The 16203-nt window shown below is 72.9% G+C and carries 12 protein-coding genes; 7 read left to right on the forward strand and 5 right to left on the reverse strand.

Annotation, left to right across the window (positions count from 1 at the left end):
- Positions 1 to 386: 386 nt before the first annotated feature.
- The 4 genes from IGS69_RS26740 to IGS69_RS26755 all read right to left on the reverse strand — a co-directional run bounded on the left by IGS69_RS26740 (position 387) and on the right by IGS69_RS26755 (position 7408).
- Complete coding sequence (locus IGS69_RS26740; RefSeq protein WP_190903028.1) at positions 387 to 1409, reverse strand: hemolysin family protein; 1023 nt, start codon at positions 1407 to 1409, stop codon at positions 387 to 389.
- Complete coding sequence (locus IGS69_RS26745) at positions 1406 to 2749, reverse strand: hemolysin family protein (protein WP_190903029.1); 1344 nt, start codon at positions 2747 to 2749, stop codon at positions 1406 to 1408. The genes IGS69_RS26740 and IGS69_RS26745 overlap by 4 nt, the downstream gene beginning before the upstream one ends.
- A 309-nt stretch (positions 2750 to 3058) precedes the next feature.
- On the reverse strand, positions 3059 to 3232 hold the full coding sequence (locus tag IGS69_RS26750; protein WP_190903030.1) for a hypothetical protein: 174 nt from the start codon (positions 3230 to 3232) through the stop codon (positions 3059 to 3061).
- 54 nt (positions 3233 to 3286) lie between these two features.
- Entirely contained in the window at positions 3287 to 7408 is a 4122-nt protein-coding gene (locus IGS69_RS26755; protein WP_190903031.1) for a bifunctional nitrate reductase/sulfite reductase flavoprotein subunit alpha, read from the reverse strand.
- 193 nt (positions 7409 to 7601) lie between these two features.
- Between IGS69_RS26755 and IGS69_RS26760 the strand changes: the two genes are divergently transcribed.
- The 4 genes from IGS69_RS26760 to IGS69_RS26775 all read left to right on the forward strand — a co-directional run bounded on the left by IGS69_RS26760 (position 7602) and on the right by IGS69_RS26775 (position 10365).
- Positions 7602 to 7997 (forward strand): cell division protein SepF, encoded by a 396-nt coding sequence (locus IGS69_RS26760; RefSeq protein ID WP_030838486.1) that lies wholly within the window; start codon positions 7602 to 7604, stop codon positions 7995 to 7997.
- Between the two features lie 234 nt (positions 7998 to 8231).
- A complete protein-coding gene (locus IGS69_RS26765; protein ID WP_190903032.1) occupies positions 8232 to 9368 on the forward strand; it encodes an AAA family ATPase in 1137 nt (378 codons plus the stop codon).
- Positions 9361 to 9684, forward strand: coding sequence for a nucleotide pyrophosphohydrolase (locus tag IGS69_RS26770; protein WP_190903033.1), 324 nt, complete (start codon positions 9361 to 9363; stop codon positions 9682 to 9684). The genes IGS69_RS26765 and IGS69_RS26770 overlap by 8 nt, the downstream gene beginning before the upstream one ends.
- Positions 9685 to 9894: 210 nt before the next feature.
- Positions 9895 to 10365, forward strand: a complete 471-nt coding sequence (locus IGS69_RS26775; RefSeq protein ID WP_190903034.1) for a DUF6099 family protein — start codon at positions 9895 to 9897, stop codon at positions 10363 to 10365.
- A 267-nt stretch (positions 10366 to 10632) separates the two neighbouring features.
- Here IGS69_RS26775 and IGS69_RS26780 read toward each other — a convergent pair whose 3' ends face one another.
- Positions 10633 to 10806, reverse strand: a complete 174-nt coding sequence (locus IGS69_RS26780) for a hypothetical protein (protein ID WP_190903035.1) — start codon at positions 10804 to 10806, stop codon at positions 10633 to 10635.
- A gap of 243 nt (positions 10807 to 11049) precedes the next feature.
- On the opposite strand from IGS69_RS26780, the gene IGS69_RS26785 reads away from it, so the two are divergent.
- From IGS69_RS26785 to IGS69_RS26795, 3 genes are all read left to right on the forward strand, one after another.
- The gene (locus tag IGS69_RS26785) at positions 11050 to 11973 is read left to right on the forward strand and encodes an LLM class F420-dependent oxidoreductase (RefSeq protein ID WP_190903036.1); all 924 of its coding nucleotides are present in this window, start codon (positions 11050 to 11052) and stop codon (positions 11971 to 11973) included.
- A 155-nt stretch (positions 11974 to 12128) separates the two neighbouring features.
- Positions 12129 to 13592 carry a 3' terminal RNA ribose 2'-O-methyltransferase Hen1 gene (locus tag IGS69_RS26790; RefSeq protein ID WP_190903037.1) on the forward strand — a complete coding sequence of 488 codons (1464 nt, stop codon included), beginning with the start codon at positions 12129 to 12131 and terminating at the stop codon, positions 13590 to 13592.
- On the forward strand, positions 13589 to 16132 hold the full coding sequence (locus tag IGS69_RS26795; RefSeq protein WP_190903038.1) for a polynucleotide kinase-phosphatase: 2544 nt from the start codon (positions 13589 to 13591) through the stop codon (positions 16130 to 16132). Before IGS69_RS26790 ends, IGS69_RS26795 begins: the two co-directional genes overlap by 4 nt.
- The last annotated feature ends 71 nt before the right edge of the window (positions 16133 to 16203 follow it).

A 16203-nucleotide genomic window follows, 5' to 3' on the forward strand; every position in this document is an offset into this window, starting at 1 on the left:
CCCGTCGCCCGACCGGGCGCTGGAGTATTGCGCTCCGTTTCCCGAAGCGGGCACTTCACCGCCAAGTCCCCAACCCGCGAAGGCGATCCGCCGGCGTCCCGCCCCCCGCCCCGCCGCCGCGCACGCGGTGTGCAGATGTCCTGGATGTTCGGCCCCCGGCCTCGTCGGGGGCCCGCCCCTGTCGACCGGCCCCGCCCCCCCGGGGCGACTTCGACCTCCGCGAGCGGCCCCGACGGCGTCACGCGACCACCACCTCGTGGCGCCGCCACGGCGGCGTCAGACGGCCACCTCCCCGTCGGGTGGCTCCGACCTGCCCTTGCGGCCCGGCGGTGACGGGATCCGGCGCAGTGGCCCGGCGCCGTCGCCGCCCAGCGGCCCCGTCAGCGTCAGGACGACGCGGCCGGCTGCATCAGGCGGGCCAGCAGGTCGTCCAGGGTGACCAGGCCCGTGAGGCGGCCGGAGGCGTCGCGGACCACGGCCAGGGACGACCGGCGGCGGCGCAGGACCTCGATCGCTTCGGCGACCGTGGTGGTCTCCGCCAGCTCGGGCACCGGCCGGGCGAGGTCCCGCGCGGTCGTGGTCCGGCCCCGGGCCCGGGCCACCAGGGCGTCGCGGGCGTGCACCGAGCCGAGGACCATGCCGTTCTCCCGGACCAGCAGGCGGGTGCGGTCGTGCTCGGCGGCGAAACGCAGCAGCGCCTCGACGTCCGCGTCGCCCTCGACCCAGGTGATCTCGTCTGCCGGGATCCGCAGCGCGGCGACCGGAGTCTCCGGCTCGGTCAGCGAGCGGGTCAGCAGCTCCGAGTCGGTCGCGCTGATCAGGCCCAGCCGCTCCGACTCCTCCACCAGGTGCGTCAGCTGCTCCCGGTTGTGCACCGAGGCCAGCTCGTCGCGCGGGGCCACCCGGCACAGCCGTACCAGGGCGTTGCTGACCCGGTTGAGCAGCCGGATCAGCGGACGTACGGCCCGCACCACCGCCCGGAAGGGCGGCGACAGCAGCATCGCCGAACGCTCCGGGTGGGCGATCGCCCAGGACTTGGGCGCCATCTCGCCGACCACCATGTGCAGGAACACCACCACGATCATGGCCACGGCGAAGGCCACGCTGTAGCTCACGGCGCTGGGCAGGCCCAGCTTGTGCAGCAGCGGGTCGAGCTCGTGCGAGATCGCCGGCTTGGACACCGAGCCCAGGCCCAGCGTGCAGACGGTGATGCCCAGCTGGGCACCGGCCAGCATCAGCGACAGCTCGCGCATCCCGGCCAGGGCCGCCCCGGCGCCGCGCCGGCCCTCGGCCGCCGCCTTCTCCATCCGGTGCCGCTTGGCGGCGACCAGAGCGAACTCGGCCGCCACGAAGAAGCCACTGCCGATCAGCAGCAGCACGGTCACGAAGACCGCCGTCGGGAAACTCACGCCATCTCCTCGGCTTCCTCGGCCTCGACCAGCGGGCTGATCCGGACGCGGTCGGCCACGTGCCGGTCCAGCGTGAGGACGTCGATCACGGCCCGGCCGCCCCCGGCCAGCTCGACCGTGACCCGGTCACCGACCGTCGGGAAGCGGCCGAGCCGGTCCACGACCAGGCCGGCCACGGTGTCGTAGTCGTCGTCCTCCGGCAGCCGGATACCGGTCGCCTCGGCCACCTCGTCCACCCGGCGGCCGGCGTCCACCAGCCAGCCGTCGCCGTCCGGGACGGCGAGGACGGTGACCTTGTCGGACTCGTCGGCGATGTCACCGACCAGCTCCTCGGCGATGTCCTCGTACGTGACGATGCCCGCCACGCCGCCGTGCTCGTCGAGGACGACCGCGAACTCGTCGTCCTGCTCCCGCATCCGCGCCACCGCGTCGGGCAGCGTGAGCGTGTCCGGCAGCAGCAGCGGCCGACGGGCCACCTCACCCGCCCGCGCGTCGGCCAGACGCTCGGCGGGCAGCGCCATCAGCTCGCGCACGCCCAGCACGCCCACGATGTCGTCCGGATGGTCGCCGAGCACCGGGTAGTTGGAGTGGCCGTGCCGGGCGATCAGGTCGACCGCCTCCTCGGCACGGGCGTCCTTGCGGACGAACACCGCGTCGGCACGCGGCACCATCACCTCGTCCAGGGTCCGCTCGGAGAACTCCAGCGCGTGGTCCAGCAGCGCGGCCGTGTCCTCGGGCAGTTCACCCTGCTCGTGGGACTCGCCGATCAGATGGCCGAGCTCCTCCAGCGTGGCGCCGTGGTGCAGTTCCTCGACGGGTTCGATGCCGACCCTGCGCAGCAGCCGGTTGGCCGCGCTGTCGAAGATCCGTACGACCGGGCCGACGACCTTCAGATACGCCAGCGTGGACGGGGCCAGCGCCTTCGCCAGCCGTTCGGGCACCGCGATCGCGAGGTTCTTCGGGGCGAGTTCACCCAGCACCATCTGCACGAACGTGGCCAGCACGAAGGCGAGCACGACGGCGATGCCCCGTACGGCCGCGTCGGGCAGCCCCATCCCCGACAGGGCGGGCCTGAGCAGCGCGGACACCGACGGTTCGGCGATGAAGCCGACGACCAGCCCGGTGACGGTGATGCCGAGCTGCGCGCCGGACAGCATGAACGACAGCCGCTCCAGCACTCCCAGGGCACGGGCCGCCCTGCGGTCCCCGGCCTCGGCCTCACGGGCGAGCGTGAGCCGGTCGGCGGAGACGTAGGCGAATTCCTGGGCGACGAAGTAACCGGTGCCGGCGGTCAGCACGAACACGGCGAGCAGGCCCAGCAAGGCCTCTCCGGCACTCATCGAACACCACCCCGCCGTGTGCCGCGATCACTCATGTCGTAGCGGGATGGTCGGGGACTGTGCCCCGGAGGGTCCGTCGGTCTGGCGGACAAGAACGTGCTCCTTAGTTGCCGTGTGTCTCCGGTACAACGCCTGTCGCCGCGCCGGTGTTCCCGGATTCTACGACCGTGTAGATGAAGTCGCCCGGCATCGTGGGGCGACCGTGGCCGGCGCTCGGCGGCGCAGCGCCCGCACCGGCAGGGCCATCGGCCCGGCGATGTTGTCGACGGCCTTGCCGCGCACCTGGGCGAGGCGTGGGAACGGCCCGGCTCACTCGACACCGGCGTCTCCCGTCGGATCCGGCACCGGCCCCCGCATCGCCGCGCACTGCTCCGGTCCCATGAAACGCGTCAGGGACTCGGTGAGCGGCGCGCCCGTGCTCACCGCCGTGGCCGGAGTGCCGCCGCGGCCCAGCCACAGCAGCGGGGCCGTCAGCAGCGGCACCGTCCGCAGCGGGGCCGGTAAGCGGCCCGGCCCGGCGGCCCCCGGCCCCTGGCCTCAGTACACGTCCCGCACGTACCGCTTCTCCGCCGCGAGCTGTTTCACATACGCGGCGGCCTCCGCCTCGCCCAGCCCGCCGTGCGCCCTCGCGACGTCCCTCAGGGCCCGGTCCACGTCCTTCGCCATCCTCGACGCGTCACCGCACACGTAGAAGCGGGCCCCCTCGCACAGCCAGTGCCACAACTCCGGCCCGTGCTCGCGCATCCGGTCCTGCACGTACACCTTGTTGCGCTGGTCCCGGGAGAAGGCGGTGTCCAGCCGGGTGAGCGTGCCCTCGTCGAGCAGCGCCGTCAGCTCGTCCTCGTAGTAGAAGTCCGTCGCCCGGTGCTGCTCCCCGAAGAACAGCCAGTTGCGGGCCCGGTGCCCGAGCGCGCGCCGTTCCTCCAGGAAGCCGACGAAGGGCGCCACACCGGTGCCCGGGCCGACCATGACCATCGGCGTCGACGCGTCGGCCGGGGGCCGGAAGTGCGGCGAGCGCTGTACGAACACCGGCACCTCCGTGTCCGGTCCGGCGTCCGCGAGGTACGGCGAGCAGACCCCGCCGCGCGCCCGGCCGTGCAGATTCTCGTACCGCACCACCGACACCGTCAGCGCCACCCGACGGGGATCGGCCAGCGGACTGGACGATATGGAGTACAGGCGCGGCTGGAGCCTGCGCAGCACCCCGGCCCACTCCTCGGCACCCGCCCGCACCGCGTACTCGGCGAGCACGTCCACGGCCTGCCGCCCCCAGCTCCACTGCGCCAGCCCGTCCTTGTTGTCGGGCCGCAGCAGCCTGCGCAACTCGTGCTTGTCCCGCGCGCGTTCGGCGACGAAGCGCAGCAGATCGGGGGTGATCCCGGTGATGTCGAGATGCCGGTGCAGCGCCTCGCCGAACGGCACCTCACCGACACCGCCGACCGTCACGGCCGACCCGGCGTCCACCCCGGTCACCGCCAGCCACTCCGCCACGAGGGAGGGCGCGTTGACCGGCCGCACCCCGAGCGCGTCCCCGGCCTCGTACGCCAGGTCCGTCCCGCTCGTGTCGAACGTGAACCGCCGCACCTCCTTGCCCGCACCGTCCCCGCTGAGCAGCCGGTTGCCGGCCAGCCGGGCGGTGGTGACCGGCCTGGACCCGGGCCTGGGCTTCCCCGCCGGGGCGACGGCCCACTCGGCCGGAGCACCGGACCCCTCGGCCGGAGCGGCGGACCGCTCACCCAGCGCCGACAGCACCTGGTCGAGCCACTTCCCGGCCGACGGCTCGAATTCCGGCTCGCAGTCCGTGCGCGGGGCGAGCCGAACCCCGCCCAGCTCGTCGAGCCGAGCGTCCAGCCGCCGCCCGTGCCCGCAGAAGTCGTCGTACGAGGAGTCGCCGAAGGCCAGGACGGCGTACCGCACCCCGTCCAGCCGCGGGGCCCCCTCGCCGCGGAGCGCGTCCCAGAAGCCGGAGCCGTTGTCGGGCGCGTCGCCGTCCCCGAAGGTGCTGGTGATGAACAGCAGGTCGGCCGTGCGGGCGAGCGTCCCGACGTCGGCGTCGTCCATCCCGACGAGCGTCGTGCGGTGCCCGGTCGAGGTCAGCCGCTCGGCGGTGGCGGTGGCGAACTCCTGCGCGTTTCCGGTCTGCGAGGCCCACAGCACGACGATCTCCCGTCCCGCGGGCCGGTCGTCCTGCGGCGCGGGCGCCCCGGTCCGTGAGTACATGCCGGCCAGGACCCCGTTCACCCACAGCGCGTGCTCGGGCGAGAAGGGCGCGTCGGGCGGCAGCACCGGCACCCCGGGGGCGCCGGAGCCGAGCCCCGCGAGGAAGCCGGTGAGGTACCGGCGCTCCTGTGCGGAGAGCACCGGGGGAGGGGAGGGTTCGATACCGAAGGGATCGACGCCGCCCGGCGTCACGGCCGCGGGGGTCAGTGCCGGTGCCTCCGGCACGGGCGTCGGCGACGCCACCTTCCCCGATTCGACCTTCGCCTCCGGCGCGGGCGTCGGCGACGCCACCCTCGACAGCGACACGGCGCACACCTTGAACTCCGGCTGGAACGACACCGGATCCACCGCGTCGCTCGTCACCGCGTTGATGCTCAGGTACTCGCCGAACAGGTCGTTCCAGTGGAACGGCGCGAAGCAGCCGCCCGGCCGCACCCGGTCGGTCACCACCGCCGGCAGCACCGCCCGCCCGCGCCGTGAGGCCACCTCCACCAGATCGCCGTCGGCGACTCCGAGCGCCGCGGCGTCCTGGGGATGCAGCTCCACGAACGGCCCCGGATTCAGCTTGGTCAGCTTGGCGACCTTCCCGGTCTTGGTGAGCGTGTGCCACTGGTGTTGCACCCGCCCGGTGTTGAGCACGAACGGATAGTCGTCGTCCGGCATCTCGGCGGCGGGCAGATGCGGCCGCGCGAAGAACACGGCCCGCCCGGAATCCGTCGGGAAGCGCAGCCCCTCGTCCCCCACGTACCGGACCGGATTGCGCTCCGGCCCGTCCTCCCGCGCCGCCGGCCACTGCACGGGAGTCTCCCGCAGCCGTTCGTACGTGACCCCGCGCAGATCCCACCCCGTCCTGGGGTTGAAGAACCGCCGGATCTCCTCGAAGACCTGCTCGGCACTGTCGTAAGAGAACCCCTTCTCGTACCCCATCGCGCACGCCACCTCCGCGATGATCCGCCAGTCGGCCCTCGCCTCCCCGGGCGGGTCCGCGGCGGCCGGGGCCAGCGTGAGGGTGCGCTCGCTGTTGACGAAGACGCCCTCCGCCTCGGTCCACATCGCGGCGGGCAGGACGACATCGGCGTACGCGTTCGTCTCGGTGTCGGCGAACACGTCCTGCGTGACGACGAACTCGGCGGCCTCCAGCCCCTCGATGACCGTGCGGCGGTTGGCGACCGAGGCGACCGGGTTGGTGCAGATGATCCAGCAGGCCTTGATCTCGCGGTCCGCCATCCGCCGGAACATGTCGACGGTGCCCTGCCCGGACCCGTCGGGCCGCAGCGTTCCCGGCGGCAGCTCCCACACGTCCTCGGTGAACGCCCGCTCCTCCTCGACGAGCACCGACCGCTGCCCCGGCAGCCCCGGCCCCATGTAGCCCATCTCGCGCCCGCCCATGGCGTTGGGCTGCCCGGTCAGGGAGAACGGCCCGGCGCCCGGACGGCAGATCGCGCCCGTCGCCAGATGCAGGTTGACCAGGGAGTTGGTGTTCCAGGTGCCGTGCGTGGACTGGTTCAGGCCCATGGTCCAGCAGCTCATCCACCGCTGCCCGGCCGCGCCGATCAGGCGGGCGGCCTCCCGCAGATCGTCCTCCGCGATCCCGGTGATCTCCGCGACGGCGGCCGGGGCGTAGTCGTCGAGGAACCCGGGCAGCGCCTCCCAGCCCTCGGTGTGCGCGGCGACGAACGCCTCGTCCACATGCCCGCCGTCGTGCAGCAGCCGCAGCAGGCCGTTCAGCAGCGCGAGATCGGTACCCGGCCTGACCTGGAGGAACAGATCGGCCTTCGCCGCGGTCGCGGTCCGCCGTGGATCGACGACGATCAGCTTGGCGCCCGCCTTGACCCGCTCCATCATCCGCAGGAAGAGAATCGGATGGCAGTCGGCCATGTTCGACCCGATGACGAGAAAGGCGTCCGCCCGGTCGAAGTCCTCGTACGAACCGGGCGGCCCGTCCGCACCCAGGGACAGCTTGTAGCCGGTGCCCGCGCTCGCCATGCACAGCCGCGAGTTCGACTCGATGAGGTTGGTGCCCACGAACCCCTTGGCCAGCTTGTTCGCCAGATACTGCGCCTCCAGGCTCATCTGCCCGGAGACGTAGAAGGCCACCGCGTCCGGCCCGTGCTCGTCGACGATCGTCCGCAGCCGCGCCGCCGTCTCGGCGATCGCGTCGGCCACGGGCACGGGGCCCGCTTCCTCGCCGCGGTCGTCCCGGACCAGCGCGGTGGTCAGCCGCCCGGGCGCGGCCAGCATGTCGGCCGTGGTCGCGCCCTTGGTGCACAACCGTCCCGCGTTCGCCGGATGCGCCTTGTCACCGGACGCCTTCAGCACCGTGCGCCGCCCGTCCGGGCCCGCCCCCACGTCCAGCACGAGACCGCAGCCGACCCCGCAATACGAGCAGACGGTGCGCACCTGCCGCGTGTCCGGCCGGCTTCCGGGGGTCGAGTTCATGCCCCGACGGTACGAATCGCCCGTTACGCCTCTGTCACACGGCTTGATCATCGGGCGTTACGCCCGTCACACAGCCGCCTTCCGGCCGTTGTGAGGTGCATTGAGGTCGCGGAGCGTGTCGCTGTTGGGCCGAACGGGTGACTCTGCGCAAGAATTGCCCGATGCAGACAGCGAGTGCGATCCAGGACGGAGCATGCCGGTGAACAGCCACGATGTCACCGACGAACAGTGGGAGGGGCTCGCCCAGGTCGTACCGCTGCGGGGCCGGGACGCCTGGCCGTCCGCCGTCGGGCACCGGTCCATACCCGAAGCCGAGACGGAGACCCGCCGCCGTTTCGTCGTCCTGCGCGTGAACGTCTTCGCCGACGCCCGCGACGTCGCCGAGCGGCTGATGGCGGGCGTCCCCGTCCTCCTCGACCTCACCGGCGCGGAGACGGAGGTCGCCAAACGCGTCCTCGACTTCAGCACGGGTGTTGTCTTCGGCCTGGCGAGCGGGATGCACCGGGTGGACCGCAACGTGTTCCTGCTGACGCCGGCGGGCACCGAGGTGACCGGGTTGATGGAGGGAGCGGGCCTCCCCGGGGTGTGACGCAGCCGTGACCGCAGGAGTGGCCGTAGACGTGGCCGTAGGCATGACCCAGGCACGACCCAGGCCTGACCGCAGACTGGCCGTAGGCATGCCCCCAGGCATGACCGCAGACGCGCCCCCGGTCGCCCCCAGTCCGTCCCCCCAGTCATGACCGCAGCCGTGACCGTAGCTCGATCGTAGGAAGCCCCGGAGACGGAACGGTTCGTCCTGCCGGCGGAGCCCTACCGTCCGGACATGACCCAGCCCGCCCTCCCCGACCGCCCTCGCATCACCGAACTGCGCCTGTCCGCCTTCACCACCCACCGCCGCGCCGCGTTCCCGCTCGGGCCCCTCACCCTCCTCGCCGGGCCCAGTGGCTGTGGCAAGACCAGCGCGCTGCGGGCGTACGAGGCCCTCGCCCGGCTCGGCGGCGGCGCGGAGCTCGGCGAGGCGTTCCCCGACCCCGTCTCCTGCGTACCGGAACGGGCCCGGCCCGACGCGCAGCGCCGCCGCGGCTTCCGCATCGGCTGCACGGCCGACGGCCCCGCGGGCCCGGTCCGGCTCGACATGGCCGTACAGGCCGAGCCCGAACTGCGCGTCGTGGGCGAGCGGTTGTCCGCCGACGGACTGGTCCTCCTGGAGACCGCCCTGCGCGACCCGGGCAAGCGCGCCGTGCAGGCCGCCTGGCACACGGCCGGGCCGACACCGGTGACCCGCGGCCCGCTCCCGGACGACCGGCTCGGCACCGCCCTGCTGCCGCTGCGCGTGGCGGGCAGGACACCCGGGCAGCGCAGGGTGCTGGCGGCCGCCGAGCAGATGGTCGTCGCCCTGCGCTCGGCCTTCGCCTGCGACCCCGAGCCCGCCCGCATGCGCGGCCCCGTCACGGCCGGTTCCGGCCACCTGCTCGGCGGCTGCGGCAATCTCGCCGACGTGCTGTGGCGCACCCGCGCCGAGTGCGGGCGGCGGCACGCGCAGTTGGTCGCGGCGGTGCGAGCCGGCTGCGCCGGGCCGGTGGCGGATGTGCTCGCCCGGGCGGAGGAGACCACGGGGACGATCCGCGCCGTACTCGACCGGGGCGACGGTGTCGTTACGGACCTGCGCCGCCTCGGCGACGGCGAACTGCGCTACGTGGCCCTCGCGCTGGTGCTGCTCACGGGGCCGGGCGTGCTGGAGGTCGACCCGGCGGGCGAGGTGCCCGCCGCGCTCCAGACGCTCACGGTCCTCGCCGACGGCTTCGACCGGGGCCTGGACGGGCGGCAGCGGCTGGAACTGCTGCGGCTGGCGGCCCGGATGTGCGAGCGCGGGCACATCCGGCTGGTCGGCGCGGTCAGCGACGGCTCCTGGGCTGCGGGGACGCGGGGAGCCACGGTGGTACACCTGGACCGTGACTGATCCCCTGGACGTGGCCGGACTGCAACGGCGCCTGGCCGATTTCGCGGCCGCGCGGAACTGGCAGCAGTACCACAACCCCAAGAACCTGGTCTCCGCGCTCAGCGTGGAGACCTCCGAACTGGTCGAGATCTTCCAGTGGTTGACGCCCGAGGAGTCGGCCCGGGTCATGGCCGACCCGGACACCGCGCACCGCGTCACCGACGAGGTGGCCGACGTGCTCGCGTATCTGCTCCAGCTGTGCGAGGTGCTCGGCATCGACCCGCTGGCCGCGCTGAACGCGAAGATCGACCGGAACGAGCGGAGGTTCCCGATCTAGCACCATGCCCCGCCCACGGATTCCATGGCTTGGAGCGACCAAATCCGCTTGTACGCTGCGTAGTCAAATCACAGGTTGAATCCGAATCGTTGTCCGCAATTTTCCGCCTTCCTCTGGCTTTTCGTCTCACACCCCTTAACTCTGGGTAGTGAACAAGGGAGTGCGGGCAGAAGGACGCGCACAGCGCGTCGGACAAGACGGGGGCAGCGCATGGACGCGGTGCGGCTCATCGTGACGAGCAGGCGGTCCCTGGCGGCGGGCGGCGACGCGCGGGAGACCCTGGCCGAGGTGTGGCAGGCGCAGGCCCTCGCGCAGGCCATAGGCAGCCGCCTGGCCGTCGCCGGACCACCCGAACTGCGCGGCGAGGCACTGGGGTTGACGGAGCTGGCGGGCCGGGGCTGCGGCGTCCTCGACCCGCCCGAACTGGGCCCCGGTGAGCTGCGGGCGGGCCAGCTCACCGAGTTGGGCGACGCCCGCCACACCCTGATGTACCTCGGCGGTCTCCTCGGCGAGGTCGGCATCGCCCTCGTCGCCCTGGCCAGCGCCGCCGGCGACGAGGGCACGTACTGGCAGTGCATGGAGGCCATCGACGCGGCGGACGAGTCCCGCGACCGCGTCCGGGAGATGCTCCGCAGACTCGCCGACCGGGAACAGACGCTGCCGGAGAGGGAGGCGGGGTGAAGCGGGGTAAGACGGGCGGGGAGAGCCCCTGACCCGCCCGCCCCTCAGGGCCTGTCGTTTGGATCAGGTCGCAGACGCGGGGCCTGGCACGCGCATCTGCCGCGTTGTCGTCAGTCGCCGACTCCCCCACGCTCGACTGCGCTCGCGCGGGAGGGACCCCCATCGCGTCGACTCCCTCCTTCGCCTTGCAGCTCCACGCACCAGGCCCCGCTCACCGGCATCGAGGAGCACCGCCGATTCCCTGCGACCTGATCCAAACCACAGGCCCTAACCCGCCCGTTCCTCCTCGACGACCCGGCGTTCGGCATCCCCCGCCGCCTGAAGGTCCGCGTCCAACGCCGACAGGTCCGCGTTCAACGCCGCCATCAGTTCCTCCATCTGCTGCAACAGCCCTTTCGGCTGCCCGGTCCCGCTCTGCTGCGGCACGCTCTCTTCGGACATGACGGCCTCCTCGGCCCCCGGCCCCCGGGGGAGGCCGACGCGGGTGACGCCCCGGCGGTCCACCCCCCGGCGCGGAAGCCGGGGGCTCCGGCTCCGCCCGAGCCAACGATCACCGTCGGGGCCGGTCACTGGCCGGGCCGGGCGGCGGCTGCGGTATTGACGTAATTTCACCCGACCGGGGACCGGCGTGGACGGGGGGACCGATCTCGTGATCGTCCACCGGGGCGGTGCAGGATGGAGGACATGGATCTTCGCATCTTCACCGAGCCCCAGCAGGGCGCCACCTACGACACTTTGCTCGCCGTCGCCAAGGCCACCGAAGACCTCGGCTTCGACGCCTTCTTCCGCTCCGACCACTACCTCCGCATGGGCAGCGTGGACGGCCTGCCCGGCCCCACCGACGCCTGGATCACCCTGGCCGGACTCGCCCGCGAGACCAAGCGCATCCGGCTCGGCACCCTGATGACCGCCGGCACCTTCAGGCTGCCCGGCGTGCTCGCCATCCAGGTCGCCCAGGTCGACCAGATGTCCGGCGGCCGGGTCGAACTCGGCCTCGGCGCGGGCTGGTTCGAGGAGGAACACAAGGCCTACGGCATCCCCTTCCCCAAGGATAAGTTCGCCCGCCTCGAGGAGCAGCTGGAGATCGTCACCGGTCTGTGGGCGACGGACCCCGGCAAGACCTTCGACTTCCACGGCACCTACTACGACCTCACGGACTCTCCCGCCCTGCCCAAGCCGGCGCAGCGGAAGATCCCCGTGCTCGTCGGCGGCCACGGCCCGTCCCGCACCCCGCGGCTGGCCGCCAAGTACGCCGACGAGTTCAACATGCCCTTCGCCTCCGTCGAGGACAGCGCGCGCCAGTTCGGCCGGGTGCGCGCCGCCGCCGAGGAGGCCGGCCGCGGCGGCGACGACCTGACCTACTCCAACGCCCTCGTCGTCTGCGTCGGCCGGGACGAGGCGGAGATCGCCCGCCGGGCCGCCGCGATCGGCCGCGAGGTGGACGAGCTGAAGCTCAACGGCCTGGCCGGCTCCCCGTCCGAGGTCGTCGACAAGATCGGCCGCTACGCCGAGGCCGGCTCGAGCCGCATCTACCTCCAGGTCCTCGACCTTGAGGACCTCGACCACCTGGAGCTGATCTCCGCACAGGTGCAGGCTCAGCTGTCGTAGGGGCCCGCCGAGGCGCCCTCGATAAACGAAGGCGCTGGTGGGCACAGGTGTGCGAAGCTGAGGACGTCGTCCTGCCGAGCCCCCAGGATCACCGTCCTGGGGGCTCTCGCACGTACGGCACGGAAAACATCCACCCAGCCGGAGAGGCCCTCCGCATGTTCCTGACGATCACCACCACCGGCACGCCCGAACGCCCCGCCACCGACCTCGGCTACCTGCTGCACAAGCATCCCGACAAGGCGCAGGCGTTCTCCACCTCCTACGGCACGGCCCACGTCCTCTACCCCGAGGCCGAAGCCGGGCGCTGCACGGCGGCGCTGCTGCTGGAGGTCGACGCGGTGGCACTCGTCAGGCGCGGCAAGGGCAAGGGCCGCGGCGGCGCCCCGGACGCGGCCCTCGCGCAGTACGTCAACGACCGCCCCTACGCGGCCTCCTCCCTGCTCGCCGTGGCGCTCAGCAGCGTCTTCTCCAGCGCGATGAAGGGCGTCTGCAACGCCAGGCCGGAGCTGCCCGCCCAGGCCAGGCCGCTGCGCGTCGAGGTGCCCGCACTGCCCGCCCGCGGCGGCCCCGGCCTCGTACGGAAGCTCTTCGAGCCGCTCGGCTGGACCGTCACGGCGGAGCCGGTGCCGCTGGACAGCGACTTCCCCGCGTGGGGCGACTCGCGGTACGTGCGCCTCGTCCTGGAATCGGACACGCTCACCCTCGCCGAGGCTTTGCGCCATCTGTACGTCCTGCTCCCCGTCCTCGACGACGCCAAGCACTACTGGGTCGCCCCCGACGAGGTCGACAAGTTGCTGCGCGTCGGTGAGGGCTGGCTGCCCGGCCACCCGGAGCAGCGGCTGATCACCAGCCGCTACCTCTCGCGCCGCTGGGCGCTGACCCGCCAGGCCACCGAGCGCCTGGAGCTGGTGCGGCTCGCCGAGACCGACGACAGCGAGGTCGAGGAGATCGACAACGCCGTCGAGGCGGAGACCGAGGCCGAGGAGAAGCCGACCCCGCTGGCCGTGCGGCGCCGCGAGGCGATCGTCACGGCGCTGAGGCAGTCCGGAGCCGCCCGGGTCCTCGATCTCGGCTGCGGACAGGGCCAGTTGGTGCAGACGCTGCTCAAGGACCCGGCGTTCACCGAGATCGTCGGCGTGGACGTGTCCATGCGCGCGCTCACCATCGCCTCCCGGCGACTCAAACTGGACCGCATGGGCGAGCGGCAGGCCTCGCGCGTCCAGCTCTTCCAGGGCTCGCTCGCGTACACCGACGTCCGGCTCAAGGGCTACGACGCCGCCGTGCTCAGCGAGGTGATCGAGCACCTCGACCTGCCCCGGCTGCCCGCCCTGGAGTACGCGGTGTTCGGCTCGGCGCGTCCGAGGACGGTCCTCGTGACCACCCCGAACGTCGAGTACAACGTGCGCTGGGAATCCCTCCCGGCCGGCCACGTCCGGCACGGCGACCACCGCTTCGAGTGGACCCGGGCGGAGTTCCGCACCTGGGCCGGGGCGGTGGCCGAACGGCACGGATACGGCGTCGCGTTCGAGCCGATCGGCCCCGACGACCCGGAGGTGGGTCCGCCCACCCAGATGGCCGTATTCACCCTGACCACGCCGAAGGAGGCGAAGGCGGCATGACCGACGAGACGCAGGGGCGCGTGCTGCCCGTCACCGACCTGTCCCTGGTAGTGCTGATCGGGGCGTCCGGCTCCGGCAAGTCCACCTTCGCCCGCAGGCACTTCAAGCCCACCGAGGTCATCTCGTCCGACTTCTGCCGCGGCCTCGTCTCCGACGACGAGAACGACCAGGGCGCCACCAAGGACGCCTTCGACGTCCTGCACTACATCGCGGGCAAGCGCCTGGCCGCCGGCCGCCGCACGGTCGTGGACGCGACCAGCGTGCAGTCCGACGCCCGCCGTCAGCTGATCGACCTGGCCAAGCGGTACGACGTGCTGCCGATCGCGATCGTGCTCGACGTGCCCGAGGAGGTGTGCGCCGAGCGCAACGCGGCCCGCACCGACCGCGCCGACATGCCCCACCGGGTCATCCACCGCCACACCCGCGAACTGCGCCGCTCCCTCAGGCACCTGGAGCGCGAGGGCTTCCGCAAGGTGCACATCCTGCGCGGCGCCGAGGAGATCGAGCACGCCGCGGTCGTCACCGAGAAGCGCTTCAACGACCTGACCCACCTCACCGGCCCGTTCGACATCATCGGCGACATCCACGGCTGCGCCGCCGAACTGGAGGCCCTGCTCGGCAAGCTGGGCTACGTCGACGGGGTCCACCCGGAGGGCCGCACCGCCGTCTTCGTCGGCGACCTGGTCGACCGCGGCCCGGACAGCCCCGGCGTGCTGCGCCGCGTCATGGCGATGGTGAAGTCCGGCAACGCGCTGTGCGTGCCCGGCAACCACGAGAACAAGTACGGCCGGTACCTGCGCGGACGCAAGGTCCAGCACACCCACGGCCTCGCCGAGACCATCGAGCAGATGGCGGGCGAGAGCGAGGAGTTCGTCGCCGAGGTACGCGAGTTCCTCGACGGGCTCGTCAGCCACTACGTCCTCGACGGCGGCCGGCTGGTCGTCTGCCACGCCGGTCTGCCCGAGAAGTACCACGGCCGCACCTCCGGCCGGGTCCGCAGCCACGCCCTGTACGGCGACACCACCGGCGAGACCGACGAGTTCGGCCTGCCGGTGCGCTACCCGTGGGCGGAGGACTACCGGGGCCGGGCCGCGGTCGTCTACGGCCACACCCCGGTTCCCGAGGCGACCTGGCTCAACAACACCATCTGCCTGGACACCGGCGCGGTCTTCGGCGGCAAGCTCACCGCGCTGCGCTGGCCGGAGCGCGAGCTGGCCGACGTCCCGGCCGAGCAGGTCTGGTACGAGCCGGCGAAGCCGCTGCGCAGCGAGGCGCCCGGCGGGCAGGACGGCCGGCCGCTGGACCTGGCGGACGTGCGGGGCCGGCGGGTCGTCGAGACCCGGCACCAGGGCCGCGTCTCGATCCGCGAGGAGAACGCGGCGGCGGCCCTTGAGGTCATGAGCCGCTTCGCGGTGGACCCGCGGCTGCTGCCGTACCTCCCGCCGACCATGGCCCCGACGGCCACGAGTCGTGTCGAGGGCTACCTGGAGCACCCCGAGGAGGCCTTCGCCCAGTACAAGGACGACGGTGTCGCCCGGGTCGTGTGCGAGGAGAAGCACATGGGCTCGCGGGCGGTGGTCCTGGTGTGCCGCGACGCGGAGGCCGCCCGCAAGCGCTTCGGCGTCGCGGAAGGCCCCACGGGGTCCCTCTACACCCGCACCGGACGCCCCTTCCTCGACGACGACGCGCTCACCGAGGAGATCCTCGACCGGGTGCGCACGGCGGCCGGCGAGGCAGGCCTCTGGGACGAACTGGCCACGGACTGGCTGTTGCTGGACGCCGAGCTGATGCCCTGGTCGCTGAAGGCGTCCGGGCTGCTGCGGTCGCAGTACGCCGCCGTGGGCGCCGCGTCCGGCGCGGTGCTCCCGGAGGCCCTGAGCGCCCTCCAGGGCGCGGCGGCGCGCGGCGTCGACGTGGCGGGCCTGCTGGCCCGCACCGGCGAACGGGCCACCGACGCGGCCGCGTTCACCGAGGCGTACCGCCGCTACTGCTGGACCACGGACGGCCTGGAGGGCGTGCGCCTGGCACCGTTCCAGATCCTCGCGGTCCAGGGGCGCAGCCTCGCCGGCCTGCCGCACGACGAGCAGCTCGCCCTGCTCGACCGGCTCGTCGAACACGACGGCAGCGGCCTGCTCCAGACCACCCGGCGCCTCTACGTGGACACCGCCGACCCGGAGTCGGTGCGGGCCGGCGTCGACTGGTGGCTGGAGATGACCGGCCGCGGCGGCGAAGGCATGGTCGTCAAGCCGGTCGGCGCGGTCGTCCGCGACGGGCAGGGCCGCCTGGTGCAGCCCGGCATCAAGTGCCGCGGCCGCGAGTACCTGCGGATCATCTACGGCCCGGAGTACACGCGCCCGGAGAACCTCGCCCGCCTGCGCTCACGGTTCCTCAACCACAAGCGCTCCCTGGCGATCCGCGAGTACGCCCTGGGCCTGGAGGCCCTGGACCGGCTGGCCGAGGGCGAGCCGCTGTGGCGGGTGCACGAGGCGGTGTTCGGGGTGCTGGCGCTGGAGTCGGAGCCGGTCGACCCGCGGCTGTGACCCGCAGGGGCACATGATTCCGGCCAGGCTTGTCCCGCCTGGGACGCTCCTGGCCGGACGCGGCCCTTCCG

The sequence above is a fragment of the Streptomyces tuirus genome (assembly GCF_014701095.1).
Classification (GTDB): Bacteria; Actinomycetota; Actinomycetes; order Streptomycetales; family Streptomycetaceae; genus Streptomyces; species Streptomyces tuirus.

What these genes read in the sequence shown, in the direction of transcription:
- IGS69_RS26745 (WP_190903029.1), bottom strand. Translation starts at nt 2,749, where the DNA reads ATGAGTGCCGGAGAGGCCTTGCTGGGCCTGCTCGCCGTGTTCGTGCTG.
- IGS69_RS26755 (WP_190903031.1), bottom strand. Translation starts at nt 7,408, where the DNA reads ATGAACTCGACCCCCGGAAGCCGGCCGGACACGCGGCAGGTGCGCACC.
- IGS69_RS26760 (WP_030838486.1), top strand. Translation starts at nt 7,602, where the DNA reads ATGCCGGTGAACAGCCACGATGTCACCGACGAACAGTGGGAGGGGCTC.
- IGS69_RS26765 (WP_190903032.1), top strand. Translation starts at nt 8,232, where the DNA reads ATGACCCAGCCCGCCCTCCCCGACCGCCCTCGCATCACCGAACTGCGC.
- IGS69_RS26775 (WP_190903034.1), top strand. Translation starts at nt 9,895, where the DNA reads ATGGACGCGGTGCGGCTCATCGTGACGAGCAGGCGGTCCCTGGCGGCG.
- IGS69_RS26780 (WP_190903035.1), bottom strand. Translation starts at nt 10,806, where the DNA reads ATGTCCGAAGAGAGCGTGCCGCAGCAGAGCGGGACCGGGCAGCCGAAA.
- IGS69_RS26785 (WP_190903036.1), top strand. Translation starts at nt 11,050, where the DNA reads ATGGATCTTCGCATCTTCACCGAGCCCCAGCAGGGCGCCACCTACGAC.
- IGS69_RS26790 (WP_190903037.1), top strand. Translation starts at nt 12,129, where the DNA reads ATGTTCCTGACGATCACCACCACCGGCACGCCCGAACGCCCCGCCACC.
- IGS69_RS26795 (WP_190903038.1), top strand. Translation starts at nt 13,589, where the DNA reads ATGACCGACGAGACGCAGGGGCGCGTGCTGCCCGTCACCGACCTGTCC.